General features: G+C 63.0%; 23 protein-coding genes. 3 read left to right on the top strand and 20 right to left on the bottom strand.

All coding sequences use genetic code 11. The features are described 5' to 3' along the window. Window positions 1–15 precede the first annotated feature (15 nt). The 13 genes from RMET_RS12020 to ccmA form a co-directional block, all read right to left on the bottom strand. Window positions 16–822 carry a sulfite exporter TauE/SafE family protein gene (locus RMET_RS12020; RefSeq protein ID WP_004350669.1) on the bottom strand — a complete coding sequence of 269 codons (807 nt, stop codon included), beginning with the start codon at window positions 820–822 and terminating at the stop codon, window positions 16–18. Window positions 823–912: 90 nt separating this feature from the next. Then, entirely contained in the window at window positions 913–1,686 is a 774-nt protein-coding gene (gene dsbG, locus RMET_RS12015) for a thiol:disulfide interchange protein DsbG (RefSeq protein ID WP_003149839.1), read from the bottom strand. A gap of 2 nt (window positions 1,687–1,688) precedes the next feature. Next, window positions 1,689–2,525 (bottom strand): TlpA disulfide reductase family protein, encoded by an 837-nt coding sequence (locus tag RMET_RS12010; RefSeq protein ID WP_004350666.1) that lies wholly within the window; start codon window positions 2,523–2,525, stop codon window positions 1,689–1,691. Beyond that, a complete protein-coding gene (dsbD, locus tag RMET_RS12005; protein ID WP_011517004.1) occupies window positions 2,525–4,363 on the bottom strand; it encodes a protein-disulfide reductase DsbD in 1,839 nt (612 codons plus the stop codon). Before dsbD ends, RMET_RS12010 begins: the two co-directional genes overlap by 1 nt. A 97-nt stretch (window positions 4,364–4,460) precedes the next feature. Further along, window positions 4,461–5,342 carry a c-type cytochrome biogenesis protein CcmI gene (gene ccmI, locus RMET_RS12000; protein ID WP_003149835.1) on the bottom strand — a complete coding sequence of 294 codons (882 nt, stop codon included), beginning with the start codon at window positions 5,340–5,342 and terminating at the stop codon, window positions 4,461–4,463. Continuing rightward, window positions 5,339–5,794, bottom strand: a complete 456-nt coding sequence (locus RMET_RS11995) for a cytochrome c-type biogenesis protein (RefSeq protein WP_003149833.1) — start codon at window positions 5,792–5,794, stop codon at window positions 5,339–5,341. The genes ccmI and RMET_RS11995 overlap by 4 nt, the downstream gene beginning before the upstream one ends. Beyond that, window positions 5,791–6,315, bottom strand: a complete 525-nt coding sequence (locus RMET_RS11990) for a DsbE family thiol:disulfide interchange protein (protein ID WP_003149830.1) — start codon at window positions 6,313–6,315, stop codon at window positions 5,791–5,793. Before RMET_RS11990 ends, RMET_RS11995 begins: the two co-directional genes overlap by 4 nt. Continuing rightward, entirely contained in the window at window positions 6,312–8,273 is a 1,962-nt protein-coding gene (locus tag RMET_RS11985; protein ID WP_003149828.1) for a heme lyase CcmF/NrfE family subunit, read from the bottom strand. Before RMET_RS11985 ends, RMET_RS11990 begins: the two co-directional genes overlap by 4 nt. Window positions 8,274–8,276: 3 nt before the next feature. Then, entirely contained in the window at window positions 8,277–8,723 is a 447-nt protein-coding gene (ccmE, locus tag RMET_RS11980; RefSeq protein WP_003149827.1) for a cytochrome c maturation protein CcmE, read from the bottom strand. After that, on the bottom strand, window positions 8,707–8,898 hold the full coding sequence (gene ccmD / locus RMET_RS11975; protein ID WP_003149824.1) for a heme exporter protein CcmD: 192 nt from the start codon (window positions 8,896–8,898) through the stop codon (window positions 8,707–8,709). The genes ccmE and ccmD overlap by 17 nt, the downstream gene beginning before the upstream one ends. Continuing rightward, window positions 8,895–9,632: a heme ABC transporter permease CcmC gene (ccmC, locus tag RMET_RS11970; RefSeq protein ID WP_003149822.1), complete on the bottom strand. Its 738-nt coding sequence runs from the start codon at window positions 9,630–9,632 to the stop codon at window positions 8,895–8,897. Before ccmC ends, ccmD begins: the two co-directional genes overlap by 4 nt. 12 nt (window positions 9,633–9,644) lie before the next feature. Next, on the bottom strand, window positions 9,645–10,331 hold the full coding sequence (gene ccmB, locus RMET_RS11965) for a heme exporter protein CcmB (protein WP_003149819.1): 687 nt from the start codon (window positions 10,329–10,331) through the stop codon (window positions 9,645–9,647). Next, entirely contained in the window at window positions 10,328–10,939 is a 612-nt protein-coding gene (ccmA, locus tag RMET_RS11960; RefSeq protein ID WP_004350655.1) for a cytochrome c biogenesis heme-transporting ATPase CcmA, read from the bottom strand. Before ccmA ends, ccmB begins: the two co-directional genes overlap by 4 nt. 180 nt (window positions 10,940–11,119) lie before the next feature. Between ccmA and RMET_RS11955 the strand changes: the two genes are divergently transcribed. Next, complete coding sequence (locus RMET_RS11955) at window positions 11,120–11,788, top strand: response regulator (protein ID WP_003149815.1); 669 nt, start codon at window positions 11,120–11,122, stop codon at window positions 11,786–11,788. Next, on the top strand, window positions 11,785–12,873 hold the full coding sequence (locus RMET_RS11950; RefSeq protein WP_231138470.1) for a histidine kinase dimerization/phospho-acceptor domain-containing protein: 1,089 nt from the start codon (window positions 11,785–11,787) through the stop codon (window positions 12,871–12,873). The genes RMET_RS11955 and RMET_RS11950 overlap by 4 nt, the downstream gene beginning before the upstream one ends. Here RMET_RS11950 and RMET_RS11945 read toward each other — a convergent pair. Further along, entirely contained in the window at window positions 12,862–13,890 is a 1,029-nt protein-coding gene (locus tag RMET_RS11945) for an IS30-like element IS1088 family transposase (protein WP_011516271.1), read from the bottom strand. The genes RMET_RS11950 and RMET_RS11945 overlap by 12 nt on opposite strands. Window positions 13,891–13,907: 17 nt before the next feature. Here RMET_RS11945 and RMET_RS32255 point away from each other — a divergent pair, with 17 nt between their 5' ends. Beyond that, window positions 13,908–14,276 carry a sensor histidine kinase gene (locus RMET_RS32255; protein ID WP_082219899.1) on the top strand — a complete coding sequence of 123 codons (369 nt, stop codon included), beginning with the start codon at window positions 13,908–13,910 and terminating at the stop codon, window positions 14,274–14,276. A gap of 153 nt (window positions 14,277–14,429) precedes the next feature. Here RMET_RS32255 and lnt read toward each other — a convergent pair whose 3' ends face one another. Genes lnt through RMET_RS11915 form a run of 6 tightly spaced genes read right to left on the bottom strand, consistent with a single transcriptional unit; the run spans window position 14,430 to window position 22,382 of the window. Next, complete coding sequence (lnt, locus tag RMET_RS11940; RefSeq protein WP_003149811.1) at window positions 14,430–16,028, bottom strand: apolipoprotein N-acyltransferase; 1,599 nt, start codon at window positions 16,026–16,028, stop codon at window positions 14,430–14,432. A gap of 24 nt (window positions 16,029–16,052) precedes the next feature. Beyond that, entirely contained in the window at window positions 16,053–18,245 is a 2,193-nt protein-coding gene (locus RMET_RS11935) for a heavy metal translocating P-type ATPase (RefSeq protein ID WP_223813029.1), read from the bottom strand. A 46-nt stretch (window positions 18,246–18,291) separates the two neighbouring features. After that, window positions 18,292–19,389: a c-type cytochrome gene (locus RMET_RS11930; RefSeq protein ID WP_004350647.1), complete on the bottom strand. Its 1,098-nt coding sequence runs from the start codon at window positions 19,387–19,389 to the stop codon at window positions 18,292–18,294. Then, the gene (locus tag RMET_RS11925) at window positions 19,373–20,179 is read right to left on the bottom strand and encodes a c-type cytochrome (RefSeq protein ID WP_023120493.1); all 807 of its coding nucleotides are present in this window, start codon (window positions 20,177–20,179) and stop codon (window positions 19,373–19,375) included. The genes RMET_RS11930 and RMET_RS11925 overlap by 17 nt, the downstream gene beginning before the upstream one ends. An 8-nt stretch (window positions 20,180–20,187) precedes the next feature. Continuing rightward, the gene (locus RMET_RS11920) at window positions 20,188–20,829 is read right to left on the bottom strand and encodes a cbb3-type cytochrome c oxidase subunit II (protein WP_003149800.1); all 642 of its coding nucleotides are present in this window, start codon (window positions 20,827–20,829) and stop codon (window positions 20,188–20,190) included. Continuing rightward, window positions 20,826–22,382 (bottom strand): cbb3-type cytochrome c oxidase subunit I, encoded by a 1,557-nt coding sequence (locus tag RMET_RS11915; RefSeq protein WP_003149798.1) that lies wholly within the window; start codon window positions 22,380–22,382, stop codon window positions 20,826–20,828. The genes RMET_RS11920 and RMET_RS11915 overlap by 4 nt, the downstream gene beginning before the upstream one ends. Window positions 22,383–22,495: the final 113 nt, after the last annotated feature.

Raw genomic sequence — 22,495 nt, 5'->3', positions numbered from 1 at the left:
TCGAACATCGGACCTCTAGCCAACATTGCGCATGAGCATGAGGGCCGCCACGGCCACGCAGGTGATCGAAAACACCCGCTGGAGCATCTTTGAGGGAATCCTGCGTGCCAGAACACGGCCGAGCGACATGCCCACGAGCGCCGTGAGAACGAATGTCCAGGCGGGCGCGGTGAGCGTCATGCCATGACTCCACGCGATGAACACGGTTACAGCGGACAGCAGCGCGATCACCATGAGCGAGGTCGCGACGATGCTGTGCATGCGCAGCTCGCTGAAATGCGCCAGAGCCGGGACGATGATGAATCCGCCGCCCACCCCCAACATGCCCGTGGCCAAACCGGAGACGATGCCGATGCTCCCCAGCGTGGTCGCTGTTCGCACGTTCCAGACGAAGCGGCCGGTGTCCTTGGAGATCTTGCAGACCCGGGCTGGCTCGTCAGCCAGATCGTCCTGCGTCTGGCTGCCGCGAGATGACATGAACATCCGGTAGGCCACCACGAGCATGATGGCGACGAAGATCAGGTTCAGCCATCGAGGCGAAAGCCAGTGGGCAAACTGCACGCCCAGCGGAGCCGTCACGGCGCCGGCAGCCGCCAACATCATCGCTGCCTTGTACCGAACTACCCCCTGGCGCAAGCCCTGCAAAGCGCCCAGGGTCGCCGCTGCTCCCACGGCGAGCAGCGCCACGGGCGCGGCCTGACGGATGTCCATGCCCAGGCCGAACACCAGCGCCGGCACCGCGAAGATGCCGCCGCCGGCGCCAGTCAATCCCAGCACGGCTCCGATGATGAGGCCCAGCACTCCACCCGTCAGCGAGAGCATAGTGAATGATCCTTTGTGCAATTTCCGTTGAGCAGCCTGAGATGCGGGCTGAGAGAAGCGGCCATCAGGTTCGGCGCCTGGGCGGCTGGTTCAGCGCGGCCCCAGCACTTCACCCAATTGCGCCCCTCGCGGCATGCCGTTGTACTTCTTGAGGATCCCATTGGGGCCGCGTACAACGATGCCGGGCGTCCCCCGGAAGCCGGTGCTCGCCATGAGTGCCAGGTTGTCATCGAGGATCTTGCGCACATCGGCAGGCACGCTCTTGGCTGGCGTAATCCCGCCCTGGCCAAACTGCCGCTCGTTCGTCAACAACGCCGCACTCCGGTCAGGCGCGCCAAGAATGGCCGCGGCTTTGGCCGGGCTGTCATCCTTGATGATGCCTACCAGAATGTGCCGCAACTGGACCTTGCCGGAATCCACCCAGGGGCGTGCAGCTTCCCAGAAGGCGTTGCAATAGGGGCAGTTGGCATCGCTGAAGGTGTAGATGACGCGCGGCGCATCTGCCTTGCCGTCCAGCACCCAGGTGGACGACTGCAGCTGCGACCATTCCTTGTCGCTGACCGGCTTGGCGGCCAGCTTTTCCAGGTCCGCTTCGTCCATTGGCTCGCCCTTGGCGTTCAGGCGAGTTCCCACGATGGCATTGCCATCGCTCGTGATGTACACGGCAATGGGCCGGTCACCCGCGACGGCAGCGAAGGCGCGCAGACCGCCGCCGACCTTGAATTCCTGCGTGACGGTCAGGCCCTGACCTTCCAGCGCCTTGAGGACGGCCGGCTTGTCAGCCGTCTCTGCCTTGCTGCAGCCGGTGACCACCATGAAGCTGGCGGCCAGCAGGAACGAAATGTGCGAGCGTTGTGCAAACATGGTTACTCCTTGTCTGTCTTGATCTGTTGGGCTGGCGCGAATCGGCGCGACACCGTGTGTTTGAGGCTGGCCATCGTGAGTTCGCCCAGATGGGTATCCACCAGGCGTCCTTGCTCATCGAAGAACAAGGTGGTGGGCAGGCCTCGCGATGCGACGGCCTGCATGGTCTGGGAAGCGGGGTCGAGCAGCACATCCTTGAGATGCAGGCGTTCGCTCTCAAGAAAGGCGCGGGCTTGCTGGGCGCTCTCTCCCTGGTTGACCATGACAAAAGCGATATCGGGATACTGCGCTTGTGCCTGCTCGAACACCGGCATCTCGCGACGGCATGGTGGACACCACGACGCCCAGAGGTTGAGCACGACGGGCCGCCCAGCATAGGAATTCAGGACGACTGGCTGTTCATCGAGCGTTGCGAGCGTCAACGCTGGCAACGGCGGTGCCGAGCGCTGCAGCAGAGCCAGTACGCCCCCGGTAGCAAACCAGGCTGCGAGTCCGACCGCAACTCCCGCCAATACAGGCCGGCGCAATGCCCGAACCGCACGGGTGCGCCACCAGATGAGCGCCAGCGCTGCCAGGACACCGACCCACCACGAAAAGCCTTGGTCGCCAATGGAAATCATGGACATCGGCGACTGCGCGTACTCTTCCCACCATTGCGCGATGTAGCCGAGGCGAGCCGCCACAAACCCCACAAAAGCGGCGTCCAGCAACATTCCGCCGGCCGCCTTGTACGGAGAGTCGGGCAACCGCTTGGCAACCATGCGCGCCACCGCCCAGGCCAGCAGGACGGCCAGGAAGACGGCAACGACTTGGACGGAGAACGGACCTACGCTGATCATCAGGAACCTGCCTTGTCCAAGCGCACCAGGAAGGCGCGGGCATCGATCTCACCGACGACGCGCAGGTCCCGGCGTTCCGTACCGTCCGGGCCAACCAGAATGAGCGTGGGCGGCCCCATGACACCCCAATGCTTGAGCAAGGCCTGATCGGTCGCATCATTGCGCGTCACATCTGGTCGCACGACCTGCATCCGGGCCAGGCGGGACGCGACGGCGGGGTCGCCGAATACGTTGCGTTCGATCACATGGCAACTGACGCACCAGTCGGCGTAGAAGTCGATCAGGGTCCATTGGCCGCGCGAAGCGGCCTGTGCCAAATGCGCATCCACGTCCTCGACCGATTTCGCCTGCAGGTAAGCGACGCCGCCCGCCGCCGGTGCTGGCGAAGTCGAACCACCGCGCAGGTGGGCCAGCGGCTGCAATGCCGATTCGCCGCCAGAGGCCGCGCCGACCAGCATCAGGATGGACCACAAGCCGGCGAAGACGGCGCCGGACCGCAGCGACCATGCCAGCCGATGCTTCGCTGCCACGGCCTGGCCCCACGCGATCAGGCCAATCGCCACCGACAAGACCCATGCGCCCCACAGAACCAGGCTGACCGTGCCGGGCAGGAAGCGCGTCAGCATCATCACGGCCATGCCCACCATGACGTAGCCGAATGCCACGCGCACGCGGTCCATCCACGCGCCAGGCCGTGGCAGGACCCGGGCACCGAACACGGCGATGGCCAGCAGGGGCAGTCCCATGCCCAAACCCAGCGCGAACAAGGCCATGCCACCGTAGACCGCGCTGCCGGTCTGCCCGATGTACAGCAATGCGCCTGCCAATGGAGCGGTCATGCAAGGCCCGACCAGAAGCGCCGAGAGGAAGCCCAGCGCCGCCGCGCCGGAGATGCTCCCGCCCGAGCGATCTCTACCGGCGGATTCGACCCGATTGATCAGCGCCGAGGGCATCTGCAGCTCGAACAGGCCGAACAGTGAACTCGCCAGGACCAGGAACAAGGCTGCAAACGCTCCGAGCAGCCAAGGCGATTGCAGTGTGGCTTGCAGGTTGGCCCCGGCCAAGCCAGCGGCCACGCCCACCGCGGCGTAGGTGCCCGCCATCGCCAGGACATAGGACAGAGAGAGGAAGAAAGCCCGCCGCGGCTTGGCCTGGCTGCCGACGACCATGGTGGAGACGATGGGGATCATCGGGAGCGAGCATGGTGTGAAAGCGAGCAGCAAGCCGAAGCCAAAAAACAGCAGTGTTCCCCACACGGGGCCCAATGCTGCTAGGCGCTGCGCTGCCGCTTGATCCTCTGCCACCTCGGTAGCTCCGCCCAAGCTGACTGTGTTGGTGGAGGTCAAAGCCGAACTCCGCTGTACGGAGTCATTGCCGGTCGGGGATGTGCCGGCCACCACTGCCGGCAATGCCACATTCATGGTCTGCGGCGGATAGCAGATACCTGCCTCCGCGCACCCTTGCCAATGCAGTGTCAGCGGGCCGGGGGCGGTGGCGGGAAAGCGCAGATTGAGGGCATCGCCCGTATAGATTTCCGTATCGCCAAAGAATTCGTCGTGTTTGGCTGTTCCTGCCGGAAGCGTCAGGCTGACTTCATGGCCCTGCGCATCGACCAACTTGATGGCATGGCGATAAACGTAGTAGCCATCGGCAACGTGTCCAGCGGCCGAGAACGAATCGCCCTGCTGCTGCACAGCGTCCAGCTTGAGAACTTCGGCAACGTCCAGAAATTGCCGCTCGCTGCGGCCCCAGGAGGGAAAAAGGCCGTCCGCCCACGCACTGCCGACCGCACAACCACACAGGAGAAAGATCGCTACGATGCGCCGATAAAAAGCCAAATCCGAGTCCTCCAAGCAAAGCTGCCTGGATCATGCGATGACCCGATTAAGCGAAACTAAAGGTCCCCCCAATGGCCCGTGGGGGACGGGGATGCCATCAAGGCTTTGCGCTTGGCTCTGGTGATCGACCATGGGCGAGTTCCGCCTGCTCCGTCCGGGCCCGTTCAATCCCGGCCGCGACGACTTTCGCCGCCTCGGAATCGGGGGGCATCATCCCGAGCAGCTTCTCCCAGTGCGCGATGGCCGTTTGATAGTCCCGGCGCTGCACCGCAGCAGCGCCGGCCAGAGTCAGAGGCAGGGCTGCATTGGGATCGAGCGACAAGGCGCGCTCAAGCAGACGAGTGGGCTCTCCCTCAAAACCGGAGCCACGGATTCTGGACAGCGACTCCGCGTACTCCGCCAACGCCTGTGGATCGTTCTGGACCAGCTCATTGGCGTGGGTGAAGGCATTGACGGCTTGCTCATGATCGCCGAAGTAACGGTAGGAACGCGCCAGCATGAGCCAGCCTCCAGGATCATCGGGGTGCTGGGCCAGCCGTGCCTGAAGAGAGGCCACCATTGCTTGCACATCGGTTTGCGTCGTCATGCTCGCGCTGCGAACCTGTGACGGGTCCGTGGCGGCCGGATTTCCCAGGTACGAATAGGTGAGCGCTGTCGCGATCGGCAGCAGAATGGCGACAGTGATCGCTGCCCGCTTGCTTCCAGCAGGCGGCCCCAATTTCAACGGAGGAGCAGCAGTTTCATTCAGCGCTCGCCGCTGAAGATCAGATCTTGCATCGGCCAATTCATTGGCCGACAACGTGCCATTGATGTGGTCTCTCTCCAACTCCGCCCATTGATCGCGCAGTACCGCGACGTTCACGCTTTCAGGGGCAACTTGGTCGCTCGCACCATGTCCCCCTCGCCAGAGAACGAAAGAAAGCCATATCGAGACGCCTCCCACGAGCACCGACGCCAGAGTCAGGAAAACGATGCTCATGTTTCGTCCAGTACATTGTGTGGCGGAGCCAGCAGCGCGTCCGCGTGTCTGCGCTCCTCTTCATTGAGTGCAGCATGCTTCGGCTTGCGGTTTCGGCTGCGCAGATTCATGACCAAGACCACAATGCCCAAGGCAAGCACCACGAACGGGCCAAACCAAAGCAACATCGTTGTCGGCTTCAAGGGCGGGCGATAGAGCACGAAATCGCCGTATCGCTCGACCATATAAGTCCGGATGTCGTCATCGCTCTTGCCGGCACGGATCTGCTCGCGGATCTGTTGGCGCAAGTCAGCGGCAAGATCGGCCTGCGAAGCTGCAATCGATTCATTCTGGCAAACCAGGCAACGTAACTCGGATGCAATGCCCAGCATTCGGTCCTCGGCCGCTTGGTCGCTGGCCCAGACCGGAGCCGTGAACAGAAAGAAAAACAATGCCACCCGCCAGAGAATCATTTCTCAAGCTCCCGCACCAGCGGCAGCAGCTCGCCGCGCATTTCCCCCGCGTCAATCGCCCCGGTGTGCTTGTAGCGAATGATGCCTGCCTTATCGATCACATAGGTTTCCGGCACGCCGTACACCCCGAAGTCGATGCCGACCGCCCCATGCGCATCGGAGACCGTCGTTTCAAAGGCATTGCCATTGCGCCGTAGCCAGGCGATGGCGTTCTGGGGCGTGTCCTTGTAGTTCATGCCGACCACCGAAACAGCATGCCTGCTGGCCAATTCGGTGATGACAGGATGCTCCTCAAGACAGGGCGCGCACCAGGAAGCCCACACGTTCAGTACCCAAACTTTCCCGATCATGCTCTCGGATGAGAAGGTCAGGTCCGGAGCTTGCAGTTGCGGAAGGCTGAAGCGCGGCGCGGGCTTGTTGATCAAGGGCGATGGCACCTCGCTGGGCTTGAGCGTCAGGCCCACTGCGAGGAACGACACCAAGACAAGGAATCCGAGCAGCGGCCATAGGAAACGGTTCATGATGCGGCCTCGGGCAATGGCGGAGCGACGTGTTGACGGCGAGGCTTCAGACGGTATCGACGATCGCTGATGGCCAAGCCACCGCCAAGCGCCATCAGGATGCAGCCGATCCAGATCCAGTCAACGAATGGCTTGTGGTAGACACGAACGCTCCAAACACCGTCGCCGAGCGGTTCGCCGAGCGCCGCGTAGACGTGGCGCAGTCCGTTTGCATCGATCGCCACCTCGGTCATCGGCATCTGCGAGGCCGGGTAATTGCGCTTTTCCGGATGCAGCCGACGCAAGACCTTGCCGTCGCGCGACAGTTCGATATCGCCTATCTGCGCCACGTAGTTGGGCCCCCGCGTGCTTCTGACGCCGATCAAAGTGAGGTCGTAGCCGCCGATGCTGACGGACTCGCCCTGGGCCAATCGAACGTCTCGCTCGGTCTCATACCCACTGACGATGGTCACGCCAGTCACGAATACCGCGATGCCCAGATGCGCCATATGCATCCCAAGCCAACTGCGTGGCTGGGCACGCAACCCGCCGCGGGTGGCGCGCATTCGGCCGAAGATGCCCGTCACCACCGACACCGCAATCCACGTGGCGAGCATCAAGCCCAACGCCGCAGAAGCTGACCAGTGCCCCAGCACGAACGGGGCGGTCAGGCCCACCAGGGGTGCAGCAATCATCGGCACGCGCAACTGCCTGAAGATGGCACCGAACTGGGCGGCCTTCCAATTGGCGGCGGGTCCTACCGCAATCAGAAGCAACGCGGGGATCATCAATGGCACGAACACCGCATTGAAGTATGGCGGCCCCACGGAGAGCTTGCCCAGGCCCAGCGCATCGACGAGCAGTGGGTACAGCGTACCGAGCGCGACAGCGCCGGCAGTGACGACCAACAGCACATTGTTGACCAGCAGCAAGGACTCCCTGGAGACCATGTCGAACCGTCCTCCCATGCCGACCTTAGGGGCTCGCCATGCGAACAAAGCGAGCGACGTGCCCACAATGACCGTCAGCAGAATCAGAATGAATAACCCGCGTCGCGGATCGGTGGCAAATGCATGCACAGAAGTCAGTACGCCCGAGCGCACCAGAAAGGCACCCAAAAGCGAGCAAGAAAATGCGCCGATCGAGAGCAGCACCGTCCAGTTCTTGAAACTGGCCCGCTTTTCCGTCACCGCCAAAGAGTGGATCAAGGCGGTGCCCACCAGCCAGGGGATGAACGACGAGTTCTCGACCGGGTCCCAAAACCACCAGCCCCCCCAGCCCAACTCGTAGTAGGCCCACCAACTCCCCAAGGCGATTCCGACCGTCAGATTTGCCCAGGCTGCGGTGGCCCAGGGACGAGACCAGCGTGCCCACGTCGAGTCCAGTTGTCCGGCAAGCAATGCAGCAATCGCGAATGCGAAGGCCACCGAAAATCCGACGTACCCCATGTAAAGCAGCGGTGGATGAAAGATCAAGCCGATATCCTGCAGGAGCGGATTCAGATCCCATCCATCTTGCGGTACCGGGAAAAGTCGCTCGAAGGGATTGGAGGTCAACAGGACGAACAGCAGGAAGCCGGCCGTCACCAGGCCGAGCACGCCCAGAACGCGCGCCACCATGGCATCCGGAAGCTGTTTCGACAACCGGCTGACCGCATAGGCCCAGCCGGTCTGCATCAGCAGCCAGAGCAGGAGCGAACCCTCATGTCCGCCCCAGACCGCGGCCATTCTGTAGCCCAGCGGGAGCTGAGAATTGGAGTTTTGAGCGACGTAGGCGACCGAGTAGTCCTTCGCGACAAAGGCCCAGGTGAGCGCGGCAAAACCGACCATCACCAACAGGAATTGAGCGCGTGCAGCGGGGCGGGCGAACGCGATCCAGGTGAGGTTGGCTCGCGCCGCGCCGGCCAGGGCAAGAACACCTTGAGCGAGTGCCACGAACAAGGCAGCGATGAGGGCGAGGTGGCCGATTTCTGGAATCATGGGTCAAGGCTTCCTTGAAGCCGGCTTCTTCTGGACTTCGTCCAGCGCATGCTGGGCCTCGGGCGGCATGTAGTTCTCGTCGTGCTTGGCCAGCACCTCCTCGGCGCGAAAGAGGCCGGCACTGTCCAGCCGTCCTTGAACAACCACCCCTTTTCCTTCACTGAACAGGTCAGGCAAGATGCCCGAATACGTGACCGGGATTGCTTTGACCGTATCGGTGATGACGAACTGCACGGCAAGCTCACCACGCTGGCGCTTCAGACTACCTCGTTCCACCATGCCGCCGACTCGAAAGGTGCGCTCCAGTGGTGCCTCCCCGGCACTGACCTGCGAGGGCGTGAAGAAGAACACAAGGTTGCTCTGAAAGGCATTGAGCACCAGCGCGGTGGCGATGCCGAGGGCGGATAGCCCGGCGACGATGAGTGCGATGCGTCTATTTCGTGGCTTCACGCCGCGCCTCCTTGCCCAGCAATTCCGACTGGATGCGCCATAGCGCTGCTCGGCGCCGGCGCCGGAGCATTCGGCATTCAGTCCAGAGCAACACCACCGTCGTCAGGACGGATCCCCAAACGTACACGCCATATCCGCCCATCGCCAGGAACTCACCCACACTGGCCCAGTTCATCGCTTCACCTCCTCGATGTCCTGCAGCCAGCCGGCGTGATGTTCGCGTTCCAGGATGATGCAGCGCACACGCGCCAGCGCCGCCGCAGCCGTGTAAGCCCAGGCCGCAAGAACCATGATCAGCATGCCCAACAACATGACCGTCGCCATGGAGGGCGAACGAGTCAGCGATACCGAGGCGCCCTGGTGCAAGGTGTTCCACCACTGCACGGAGAAATAGATCACAGGGATGTTCACCACGCCGACCAGTGCCAGCACGGCGCCTGCCCGGTCGGCACGGCGACGATCTTCGATCGCCGACTGGAGTGCGATGAAACCGATGTACAGAAACAGCAGGACTAGTTCAGAGGTCAGCCGCGCATCCCAGACCCACCAGGTTCCCCACATCGGCTTTCCCCACAAGGCGCCGGTCCACAGAGAAAGGAAGGTGAACAGTGCACCCGTGGGGGCCAGCGCCGAGGCCATCATTGCCGACAGGCGGCTGTTGAACACCAGGCCAATGCCGGCCCAGAACGCCATCGCCAGATAGATGACCATGGACATCCATGAAACCGGCACGTGCAGGAAGATGATGCGATACCCCTCTCCCTGCTGGGCGTCGGTGGGTGCCAAGAAGAACCCCACATAGACGCCCGCGAGCGACAGCGCCGCGGCGGTCACGCCGAGCCAAGGGACGAGCTTCCCCGCGAGTGGGTAGAACGCCTTGGGAGATGAAAACTTGAACCAGTTGACCATACGCTTCGCTCCTCAGTACTCCAGTGCGATGCGCAGCGATGCACTCGCTGCGAATGGCGTGAAGAACGCCGCCAAGACGAACACGGCGGCGAGCAAAGAGAGGTTGGCCGACGCTCCCTGACCGATGATCGACGCATCGACCGCGCCGGCACCGAAGATCAGCACCGGGATGTAGAGCGGCAGCACCAGCACAGCAACGAGGACACCCCCTGCGCGTACGCCCAGCGTCAGCCCCGCGCCGACGGCGCCGATGAGGCTGAGCACCGGCGTACCGATAACGAGCGATGCGGTCAAAATCCAGAGGGACAAGGCAGGCAGGTCGAACTGCAATGCCAGCGCGGGCGCAAGCAAGGCCAAGGGCAAACCGGACAACAGCCAATGCGCCGCGATCTTGCCGACGACCAACATGGCCAACGGCGCTGGCGACAGCATCATCTGCTCCAGCGTGCCATCGGCGTGATCCTGCTCGAACAGGCGATTGAGCGAAAGCATGCTGGCCAGCAACGCCGATACCCACAGGACGCCCGGAGCGATCCGTCGGAGCATTTCGCGCTCGGGGCCGATACCCAATGGAAACAGACTGACGACCACGACAAAGAAGCAAAGAGGTATCAGCGCGTCTGACCTTCGGAGCAAGGCGAGCTTCAAGTCCCGGCGCATCACGACAAATACCGGATTGGCAACGAGGGGCCGGCTCATGCCCCCATCCGGACGGTCTGAGAAGTTTTCAAGGCCAGCTCCTGGTGACTCGTCAGAACGACCATGCCGCCGCGTGACTGGTGCCGATGGATCAGTTCACCAAGCCATCGCGCACCGAATTGGTCCAGCGCTGTGGAGGGCTCATCGAGAATCCACAACTTCCTCCTGTAGAGGAGCAATCGAGCCAGGCTTGCACGACGCTTTTGGCCTTGTGACAACATCCGGAACGGCAAGTGCCTGTGCTCGGCCAAGCCAACTTCGTCCAACGCTGATTCCACGCATTCCGTGGTGACCGGCTCACCAGCGATGGCGGCCGCGGCAAGCAGGTTGTCCAAGGCATTCAGGTCTTCTTTGAGTCCAATGCCATGGCCGTTGTAAACCAGTTCGCGTTGGTATTCACTCCACTGGTTGCGCAGCGGCTTTCCTTTCCACAAGACTCTGCCAGCAGCAGGCGTAGCGAACCCTGCAAGCGTTCGCAATAGCGTGGTCTTCCCGCTGCCGTTCTCGCCGTGCACCGACAGGCACTCGCCCGGCACGATCCGGAAAGTCAAATGGTCAAACAGGCGGCGCTCCCCGCGAACGCCCGCGAGATCGAGAGCTTCAAGCATGGGCCGGGTCATAGTTCATGCACATGGGCATCCCTGGAAGGTGCGCCCTCAAGGGGCAATCTTCAAAATCATGTCTTCTCCCGATTAACTGAGAATTAGCGGGAACTTGCGTCCTACCTTGCTGTCATTTCTGGCCTAACATGAGCGTGTCAAACAAGCAAATTCAGGTTGGTAGGCGCCATGCGAATACTGTTGGTGGAAGACGACAAACTGATCGGACGGGGGATCGTGGCCGGTCTGCACAAGCACGGCATCGCGGTGCATCACGTCGGCACCGCAGAAGAAGCCGAAGCCACGCATGCGGAAGACACCTTCCATGCCCTGGTGCTCGATCTCGGGCTGCCTGACCGGGACGGCATGGAGTTGCTGGCCAGCATGCGGGCCGTCGAACCTCAATTGCCCGTCCTGATCCTCACGGCGCGGGACGCCATCGAACACAGGCTCAAAGGGCTGCATGAAGGTGCCGACGACTACATGATCAAACCGTTCGACCTGCGTGAACTCGCAGCCCGGTTGCATGCGCTGGTCAGACGCACGCAAGGCCGTGCGGCCCAGGTCATCTCGGCCGGTCCCCTGCGGCTGGAGCCGGAGAGCGGGCTGGCCTGGTTCCAGGGCGAGCCCGTCTCCTTGTCGCGCCGCGAGGTCGATCTGCTGGCCCATCTCGCCAACGCCGATGGCCGGTGGGTCCCGCCCGACATGCTCAACGAGCGCTTGTACGGCCTCGGGGAAGAGATCGGCAGCAACGCGCTGAATGTGCATATCCACAACATCCGCCGCAAGCTCGGCGCCGAAGCCATCGAGACGGTCCGTGGGCTCGGCTATCGGCTGGGCTGGAGGCTTGCATCATGAGCCTGCGGCTGCGCGCCGTTCTGATCGCCGGCATTTCGCTGTTGGTTCTGTGGGGCGCTGCCGCCGGCTGGATGATGCGCGGCGTTCATTCCAATCTCGACCGGACCCTCGACGGTCGTCTTGCCATGTCGGCACGCATGGTGTCGGGGCTTCTTGAACGCGCCGCGCTGGCTCCGAATGCAGCGTCCAACGACTTCACCGAGGCGGTGCGCGTCAGCGGCAAGGAGGGCATCGCATGCGAAATCCGGTCTTTGCAGGGAGAGATCCTGGCACGAACGACCACCGGACCTCACTCGGAGTTCGAGTCACTGCCGGCCGGCTTCAGCACGCGGGACGTTTTGGGACATCAGTGGAGGGTCTACGTTCTTCGTGCCAATGGCTACCAGATCACGACGGCGGATCGCGTGGATCAGCGGGATATGCTGATCAACGAATTGCTAAGCGTGGCTGGCGTGCCCTTCTTGATTGCCTTCCTGGGCGGCCTGGCTGCCCTTTGGATCGGCATCGGACGGGGGCTCGCCCCCCTGGAGGCTCTGTCGCAGCAATTGCGCGACAAACACGCGGACGACACGTCCCCGATCGCCGTCAACCATTCACCCTCGGAACTGCGCCCGGTTCTGGACGCAATGAATGGGCTTCTCAAGCGCCTGGCACGGACACTCGCCAGCCAACGGGCATTCACCGACGCCGCGGCGCACGAGCTGCGCACGCCGTTGACCGTGATCGATACGCACCTGCAGGTGGCCCGGATCAGTGAAGGCGACGAGGTGGCGTCCTCTCTTTCCAGTGCAGAGGAAGGCGTGAAGCGGCTGAGGCGCACCTTGGACCAGATGATGATACTGGCCCGCGCCGAGACGTCTGCCGACAAGGCGGATGGTTGCACTTCGGTGGTCGCTTCCGTCGGCGGCGTGCTGGAACAGTGGAAGGCCGCAGAAAAAGAGCGCTTGTCGTTGAACGTCAGCGGCGAGGACATCGGAACCCCGGTGCCCAAGTCGATGCTGGAAACGGCGGTTCGCAATCTGGTTGACAACGCGATGCGCTATGGCGGTTTCAAGTCCAAGTGCAACAAAAACTCAATGCACTAAATCCGGCTGCTGGGCCAGCCGCGCCAAATGCTCGGCATAGACCTCGATGGGCTTGCGCCACCCCAGAGTCATCCTGGGCCGTCCATTGAGCTCATCGGCCACAGCGTCCAACTGCTCCTGGCTGTAGCCACTCAGATCAGTCCCCTTGGGGAAGTACTGGCGCAAGAGCCCATTGGTGTTCTCGTTGCTCCCCCTTTGCCAGGGACTGTAGGGGTCGCAGAAGTACACCTTCATGCCTGTGTTCTCGCTGAGCTGGCGGTGCTCGGCCATCTCGCTGCCCCGGTCGTAGGTCAGGGTCTGGCGCATCGGCTGGGCTATTGTCTTGAGCTTGTCGCTGAAGGCTTGCAGTACATGCGCCGCTGTGGCGGGGTTGGGGTGTGGCAGCTTGACCAGCACCACCAGACGGGTGGTGCGCTCGACCAGCGTGCCAATCGCACTGGCGTTAGCCTTGCCTTTGATCAGATCACCCTCCCAGTGGCCGGGCAACTGGCGATCCTCGATCTCGGGTGCTCGCACATGGATGCTCAGCAAGTCTTGCGTCTCCTTGCGGCGATCCTTTCCCCTGGAGCGGGGCCAACGTTTGGCGTGGGCCATGCGCAGGCAGGACACCAGCTCCTTCTTGAGCTCTCCCCGGGGCTGGGCGTAGATGCAGGTGTAGATGCTTTCGTGTGAGGCTTGCAAGCGGCGATCCTGTGGGTGAAGACGCTGGAGTTCGTTGGCGATTTGCTGGGGCGACCACTTGTGGCGCAGGTAGTCGCAAACCAGCGGGAACAAGGGCCCTTGGCGGTGCAGCTTGGGGCTGGGACGGGCTTGGCGTTTGCGATTGTCACTGCGCTGCTGGGCGAACTTGGAGGCGTAGCCCTTGCCGCCTGCATTGCGATTGCACTCGCGGCTGATAGTGCTCTTGTCACGCCCCAGGGCCCTGGCTATGGCGCTGAGGCTTTGCTTTTGCTGCAGCCCCAGGGCTATCGCATGGCGTTCGGTCTCACTCAACTGCTGGTAATTTTTCTTGGTCATCTTGGCCTCAATTCTCGGTGTTGCACTTCGGAATTGAGGCCGCCTATTCGCCGCGAGATACGGCCATCGAGGTGGGCGTGTTCCTGGATCCGAATGCACAGCAGTGTGTGATTAGCGTGTCGGACCGTGGCCCCGGGCTGACTGCCGAGCAGGCATGCCAAATTGGCCAACGTTTCTGGCGCGGTGATCAGGGCCGAAAGAGCAAGGACGGGGCGGGCCTGGGCATTTCGATCGTTCGGGCCATTGCAGAGAGATTTGGTGGGGCCCTGAATCTCGAACCCCGGGAAGGCGGAGGCCTGGTTGCGAAATTTCTCGTGCCCACCGACCCCGCACCCAAAAAAGGTCAAGCTAGGCCTGCAGGGCGTGGCTTGGATTCAAAACCGTAGGTTCGGACCCTGCCAGGGATAGCGCGGTCACAGCCAATGGACGCAGGCGTGCTGATGTGGTTCGCCTTCGTTCGATCCAGCGCCTGACTTCGGAGTAGGCATCCGCCAGGGATCAGGCGCATGGCGGTGCTCGTGCGGCTGCCGCTCTTGCGACTACCGTGGGGTCGGGCGCCGTACGAGAGCAGCCAATACTATCCCTACCAGCAACAGGACCGGCTGGTCGCCATAGCGAACATACGGCGTCAGGCCGCTCATGCCTTGTACGGTCGCGGACAACACGCCCGGCCGATGTGGCGGCAGAGCGGCAACGACCCGTCCTTTCGGATCGATCGAGGCCGTGATGCCTGTATTCGTGGAGGTCACCATAGGCCGAGCGGTCTCGATGCTGCGCAACCGCCCGATCTGCAGATGCTGGCGAAGCGCCCAGGTCTGGCCGAACCAAGCGAGGTTGCTCAAGTTCACGAGCACGCTCGCGCCGGGTCCTGCGCCTGGGGTCGGCAGGAGCGACGGGAGCAGCTCGGAACCGAAAACATCCTCGTAGCAAATGTTGAACGCCAAATGCTGATCATTCACCGAGAATGGTCTCTGGACCGGGGCTCCACGATCGAAGTCACCCAGCGGCATTTTCAGCATCCGCGTGAACCACTCGAACCCAGCCGGTACATATTCGCCCCAGGGCACGAGGTGGTGCTTGTCGTAGCGTAGCGGCACGGAGGCGTCGACAAGCTGCTGCAACGGCGTGCCGGAGTCGAAGCCGATGGCGCTGTTGGTGTAGCGCGAACTGCCGTCGGCCGCCATGCTGTGCAAAGGGACGCCCATCGCGATCGTGCTGCGCTGGTTCGCCGCTACGTCGAGCCAGGTTTTCCAAATCATCGGGTCGAGCTGGTCTTGGAATACGGGCACGACGGTCTCTGGCAAGACGATCAGGTCCGGATGCGGCTCTCCGGGGCCCGGTGGCTGTGCGGCCAGCCGCAAGTGACTGGCGATGCCGTCTTCAAGCAGGGTCGGGTCGAACTTCTGCGATTGATCGATGTTTCCCTGCACTAGCCTCAGATGCAGCGGCTCGCCTTCGGCCGTCGACCAATCGAGGCGAGTAAGTGTCCATCCCGTGGCGATCAGGATCAGCACCGTCGCCAGCAAAGACACGTTCGAGCGCATGGAAGCCGCGGCCGGACGCGACAGGAACGCCACGGTCCCCGAGGCGCACGCCGCGAGCAGCGCGACGCCATGCACGCCCAGCAACGGCGCCCAGCCGACCAAGGGGCTGTCCACATGGGCGTAGCCAATGTTCAGCCACGGAAAGCCCGAGAACAGCACGCCGCGCAGCCATTCCGAGGCGGCCCAGACAGCTGACCAGACCAGCACTTGTGACAGCGCTGCTCCCCGCCGAGTGCGAGACTGCAGCCACTTGCTGATCGCGCAGGCAAGAGCGGGAAACAGCGCGAGAAAGGCAGACAGCGCCACGACGCTCGCACCGGCCAGTGGCGCGGACAAACCACCGTAGTCATGGATGCTGATGAACAGCCAGTACAAGCCGACCGCAAAATTGACGAAGCCGAACGCCCATCCGCGAAGGAATGCCTGCCGGCCGCGCTCGGCGGCAAAGCTGGCGCGTGCCAGCACCGCCAGCGCGAGGATTTGAACGATGGGCAGCGACCACTGGGGCAACGGATCCGGGGCGAACGTCAACGCATGTGCGCTACCGGCAAACGCCAAGGTCGCGGCATTTCGCCACCGCGCAAGCCTGCTCACAGCCTGAGCATTCCAGTGCTCCTTTCAGGACGCAGCCGGCTTGGCCTGCATCGACTTGTCACAGACGACGCGGCCCTGCAGCAGCCTGCAGGTGTTCAGGAGCACCGACGCGCTGCTGGCCAGCATGGCGAGCGCGGCGGCAAAGGGCGTCACGCCTGCTTCGAACAGCACGACAATCACGGCGAGGTTGTACACGACGGAAAATGCGAGATTCTGCCGGACGATGCGATCAAACTTGCGAGCCAACTCACGGGTCTCGACGACAGCGCCCACGCTGCCGTGCGCGATCACCACCCCGGCTGCGGAAACAGCCACGGAACTCGATCCTGGGATGGCGATTCCGCAGGCTGCCTGGGCCAGGACCAGGCCATCGTTGGCGCCGTCGCCCACGAATGCGACAGGCGCTGGGCTCTTTGCCACGATGTCGGCTTTTTCTTCCGGAGAGCAATCGGCCTCGACCCGGTCGAAGTCTATGCCCAGGTCAGCCGTCAGGCGTTCGGACGCTGCGCTGGAATCCCCGGTCAGCAACCAGAGTTTCAATCCCTGCGCACGTAACCGCTGCAGTGACGAACGGGCGTCGTCGCGAGGGGCATCCTGCAGACGCAAGGAGCCGAGCCAATCCCGGCCATTGGCTACGTGTACCAGCCCTGGCAGGCCATCTTCCGGCGGCATGCCCTCGACTCCCGCGGCGAGCAGCCAATGCCTTTCACCCACCCACACGGTCTCGCCGCCGGGGACATGCATCGTCACGCCTTTCGCGCACGCCGTCACCTGGCATCCGTCGGGCTCGCACGCGCTGCTCATTCCAGACTGCCGGGCCGCGAGGACCACCGCGTGTGCAATGGGGTGCGCGACGCCGGCCTCGGCCCTTGCCGCAAGGTCGATGAGGTCCTGTTCGGCCCCCCCGTGCCGCGTCTGGATGCTGACGATACGCATCTGACCGCACGTCAATGTGCCGGTCTTGTCGAACGCCATGATCCTTGCCCTGGCGAGCGCTTCGACGCTCGCGGAGTCTCTCAGGAGGACGCCGCGCCGCGCGGCCTCGCGGCAGGTAAAGGCGTAGGCCAGCGGCATCGCCAGACCGACCGCGCAAGGGCAGGCTGCGACCAGAAGGCTCAGCGCACCGAGCAACGCCTGGTCTGCGCTTGAGCCGTTCCACAGGTAATGGACGAAGGCGAGCAGAGATGCCGTCACCACGACCGGGAGCAGTATCCGGACGAAGCGCTCGGCCGTCTCGGACAACGACGAACGAGCGCCAAACAGCTCAAGCATGCGCAGGCCGAGCACGTCCAATCGTCGGTCCCCCGCACCGGCGGTCACGTGGACCGTCAGAGGTCCGCGCAGGTTCACGGACCCGGCGAAGACCCGTTCGCCAGGCTGAACGCTGCGAGGCGCGGACTCGCCTTGCAGCAGCGAGAGATCGACGGCCGACTGTCCCGCTACGACGATGCCATCGACCGCGATGCGCTCGTTGGCGCGTATCAAAACGGTATCACCGGGCGCGAGCTCTGCCAGCAGGACGGTGCTCTCGGCCTTTTCGCCGCCGGCAGAAGTCAGCTTCGTCGCGGTTTCCGGCGCAAGGCTGCGCAATGCTTGTACGGCAAGTCCGCTCTCCTGCCGGGCATGGATTTCGATCAATCTTCCGATCAGCAGAAAAGTGATCAACATGGTGGCGGCGTCGGTGTAAATCGCCACGGACCCCATGGCCAGGGACCCGACCGACACAAAGAGGGAGCCAAGGACAGCAACAGAGGCAAAGACGTCCATCCCTGCGATCCCGGCGCGCAGCGAACGGGCGGCGGCGCGGTAGAAATCCCACGCCGAATATCCGACGACGGGAAGGCTTGCTACGACGCTGGCCCAGGCGATGACGAGCGCCGCCGCCTCGTCGGCGTTCAGGTAAAGCACCCATGAGCCCAGCATGCTCCACATCCCGAAGACGACCGCGACGGTCAACTGCAAGCGGATCTTCCTGGCCTGCCGCTGCAGGGCCGCTTCCAGCTCGTCGCTGCCTTTCAACGGGGACAGTGCGTAGCCCAGACCCTCGGCCTTTCGCAGCAGCAAGGGGAAGTCGATCGACTCCGGGACCCAGGTCACCAGCGCCGAACCGGAGGTGAAATTCACCGTCGCCGAGACCACGCCGGGCACACGCTGCAGGACGCGCTGCAAGGCCATCGCACAGCTCACGCACCAAAGCCCGTCTACGAAAAACACCATCCGGCCCGCCACACGGGCCTGCTCATAGTCGAAATCCCCACCGGAACTACGGTCCGCTCTTGGCATCCGTTCCAACCCCAAGCAGTTTTCCGCCCACGACCTTCCCGTAGTAGCTTTGCTCACCTTCGTGGTATTTCTCCAGCGCCTCAGCCACGGTTCCGGTCTGGCGTGTGTCCTTGGGGCGTTCGTGGCTGTTGATGAATGCCGCCACGTCCCAGGCCTCCTGTTCTGTCAGACTGTATGGCTTTCCAAGCGGCATGTTCGCCCAGATAAAGCCCGCTGCAGTATCGATGCGGGCCATGCCGGCGCCCCAGTTGTACGACTCGGGTCCCCAAAGCGGGGGAAATCTCATCTTGCCGTTTTCCTCCCGCGTGCCCTGTCCATCAGGACCATGGCACAGTGCGCAATTTTGTTGATAGACCGCCAGACCTCGGCCCACGTCGTAGTCGTCCTTTGGTTTCGGCACCTTGGGATAGAGCGCTCCGCGCGGCTTGTTGCCGGCGGGCAGCCCATCGGCCATCCAGGCCATATAGGTCATGAGATCGCGGTACACATCGCTGCCAGCGGGCGGCGGTTTCCCGGAGGACGACGCCTGGGCGTTCATCGAATAGGTGAAACAGCCCATGATCCGGTCTTCGAGCGTGCTGATGGTCCCGGTCTTGCTGCGAAAAGCGGGGTAGGACGCATAGGCCGCCCACATCGGTGCGGCATTCTCTCGCCGTCCCGAGTCGAGGTGGCAGTTCGCGCAGGCCAGCGAATTGCCCACGTGGTCTTTGACCATGGCGCCAGTGTCGGTGAAGATTTTCATTCCTCGCCGGATGGCATCGCCATAGGGTCCTTTCGGAATGTCATCCTCCGCAGGCGGGAGGTAGTAGCCGTCCGCACCGACGGGCATACCGGGCGGAGACGCCTTGGCGTCTTTTGCGTAGGCCTTGCGAGCAGCTTCCATATCTGCTCTCGAATAGGGCGCGGCCGAAGGAATCGTGACCGTTTTGCCGCTGATCGCGCTGTACAGATACCCCATCACGCCGCTCTCGTAGACGCCGTAACCTGCCGAAAACAGCAGGAGACCCAGCGCCGCAGCATAACCGGCACGCCGGAGTGTCCCCGTGTGCGCAGAGCGGCGATCACCGTTGTTCGTCATGATTGCCTCCTTTGCTGCCCGGACGCAAAGATCCGAAATACTGAGCCACATCGCGCATGTCTTGGTCCGACATGCGCGACGCGATGTCATCCATCAAGGATTGCGGCGAATTGTGGCGATGGCCGCCTTTCCATGAGACCAACTGGTGGAAGATGTACTCGGGCTGCTGACCCGCCAGCGCAGGGAAATGGCCGCCGACACCCTCACCCTGCTGGCCATGACAGGTCACGCACGCCGGGATATCCTTTTTCCAGTCGCCCGTTCGGCTCAGTGCCTCTCCACGCGCCGCGTCTCCGCCCAGATCGACGGGCGGCCCGGCAACGTGCGGCAGCGCAGCGTAATAGGCCGAGACTTGCCCGATCTCCTCGGCGCTCATTGCACTGGCCACGTACCGCATGGACTCGTTGGGGCGGCTTCCGGTAGCGAAGTCGTGGAGTTGCTTCGCGATGTAGGCTTCGGACAGGCCGGCCAGCGCGGGCGTCAGCCCCGCGCCAGCACCGTGGTCGCCGTGACATGACGCGCAGGCCCAGACGATGTCGTTGCCCTGAAAGACGAGCACCGGCGCGTCATCGGGAACTGCGGGCGCCTGCTGCTTCGGCGCAACGGTCCCGCCAATCGCCGCCCCGCGATTCGGCGCCAGGTCGGCGATGTAGCTCAAAGCGCCCCAGATCGCCAGCGCCAGGAAGATGGCCAGCACAAACAAGGGAATGGGACGCGATTGCTCCCAGGGGTCGAATGTCGGGTCTACGTCTTGAACACGACGCCCCTTGCCGCTCAGCTCGGATTTCATCTCGCCCCTCATTGACGCGGGCCCTTCTGAGTTTTCGGATCGTAGCCACGATCACGCAATGTCGCCTCTTTGGCGCTGACGGGGTAGGAACGGTCCAGGCTCAACAGGTACGCGACCAGGTCGAGCGCCTCCTGTCGGGCCACCACCACTTTCCCGTCCGCGGGACGGTACTCCTGCGGCAACTTGACCACGACCTCGCCGGGCGCGGCCTTCTCCTTGACCTCGAAGAGGAAGGGGTACGAAGGCATGATGCTCCAGTCGAAGATGGCCCTGGGCTGGTACAGGTGGGTCAATTGCCAGTCCCGGCTCGGCAGGCGCACCCCGACATTCAGCAAATCGGGGCCGGTGCGCATCGTCCCGAGCAGTTGGGGAGCGTCGTAGGCGTAGTCGCCCGGCGTGGACGGCCTTCCCCAGCCCCGGGCCTGATCCGCCAGCGTCTGGCCACTCGAACGAGGCTGCTGGCTGTGACAGTAGACACAGCCATTGGCCACGTACTGCGCACGGCCTCTTAGCTGTTCGATCGTGTAGTTCTGCAACTGCGCAGGTGCCTGGACCGTACGGACCTGCAGGCCGGGGAGCACCACGAGCATGACGGTCGCGAACACCAAGATTCCGACAGCGCCGACGAACAATGGAATCAGCCGGTTCATGCGTCACCTCGCCGTTTCGACCAGAGTAGGGCCATCGCATGGAAGGCAAAGACGAAGTGTCCCAGCGTCATCATGCCGCCGCCCACCGATCGACCTTCGAGATACGGCACGATGTTGCGGGTGATGTCAGCGAAACTGGTCTGTGGATCGAGCAGCGACATGCCTTGCAGGAAACCGCCGATGGTCAATGACAGGAAATAGATCAGAAAACCCAGGACCGTCAGCCAATAGTGGATGGCGATGAGTCGCGGACAGGGCCAGTTCTTGCCCGTCAGGTAGGGCAAGAGATAGTAGAAGGCGCCGAACAGCACGATGGAGACGAATGCGTAAGCTCCCAGGTGCGCATGCCCCACCGTGTAGTGCGTGAAGTGGGTGATCGAGTTGATGGCCCGTACAGCCTCCAGCGATCCCTGGAAGGATGCGGCCGTGTACATCAATGCGCCCGTGGACACGAAGCGCAGCGCCATGGACTCCTTGAACGCCCAGAAATTCTGCGCGACCGTCACGTGCTGATTGATCGCCACCGCGATGACAGGAATGAACATCATGACGCTGTGCACGATCGACAGCGTGACCACCCACGTCGGCACGGGCCCACCGATCAGGTGATGAATACCCACCTGGCTGTAGAACAAGGCAAGGCCCCAGAAGCCCAGCAGCGAAACGCTATACGAATAGATCGGCTTGCCGATGATCTTGGGAATCAGGTAATAGGCAGCACCCAGCCCCAGCGGTGTCAGCCAGAGGCCAAGCACGTTATGCGCGAACCACCAGTTGGTGGTGGCTTGCTGCACGCCTGAATGCAGGCCCGGGATATTCGCGATGAAGAACAGAATGGGGAACCATGCCAGTCCCGCGAGGTAGTACCAGCCGCTGACGTAGATGTGGTGAACGTTGCGTTTTCGGGTCGTCGCGATGGCGGACCATGCGATGAAGAAGCCGCCGAGGGCCAGGACGATGTCGATCTGCCATGGGATTTCGAGCCACTCCAGGCCGTCGCTCCATCCATTGGCAATGGCAATGGCACCGGCCGCCACGCCGAGGGCCCACAGCACCGCGCCCACCATCGCCATTGCGGGCCTTCGCAGGGGCGTATGAAACATGCGAGGGATGATCCAGAGCGCGACCGCTATGCCCCCTGTGGACAGCCAGCCGTACGCGACCAGATTCAGATGGACGGTGCGCGCGCGCCCGAAGGTGGTGAACGCCTGACTCGCCAGCCAGTCGGGCCAGTGCAACTTCAGCGAGGCGATCATCCCGAACAGCGAGCCAACGATCAGGAACAGGAAGGAAGCGATGGACAGGACCAGTACGACGTTCCGACCCGGGGCGTCGACGCCGGCACGCAAGGCGTCGAATCGATGCTCGGCCGCCCCTTCATCGAATGAAGATGGATCATCCGGGGAGCCGGCCTCGCCCTCCAGAAATATGGTCGAAGCCTCCTTCTTTCCCGCATGGATCTGGCGCGTCACGATGGACCAGATCAACGCGCCCAGAGCCGCCAGCGAGACGATAAAGCTCAGAGCAAGGAGAAACCCTAGGCTTTCATTCATGGGCGCTCCAGAAATGGCGCGCAACCATCCGAATTGGTTCCGATGCCAACCACTGGTGTTGGCGATAGTGTTCCATCAGGGCTTGCCTCAGCATTGTTTTTATGAATGTCGCA

Source organism: Cupriavidus metallidurans CH34 (assembly GCF_000196015.1).
In the GTDB taxonomy this organism is placed as follows: Bacteria; Pseudomonadota; Gammaproteobacteria; order Burkholderiales; family Burkholderiaceae; genus Cupriavidus; species Cupriavidus metallidurans.
This window is presented reverse-complemented; position numbering and strand designations above follow the sequence as displayed.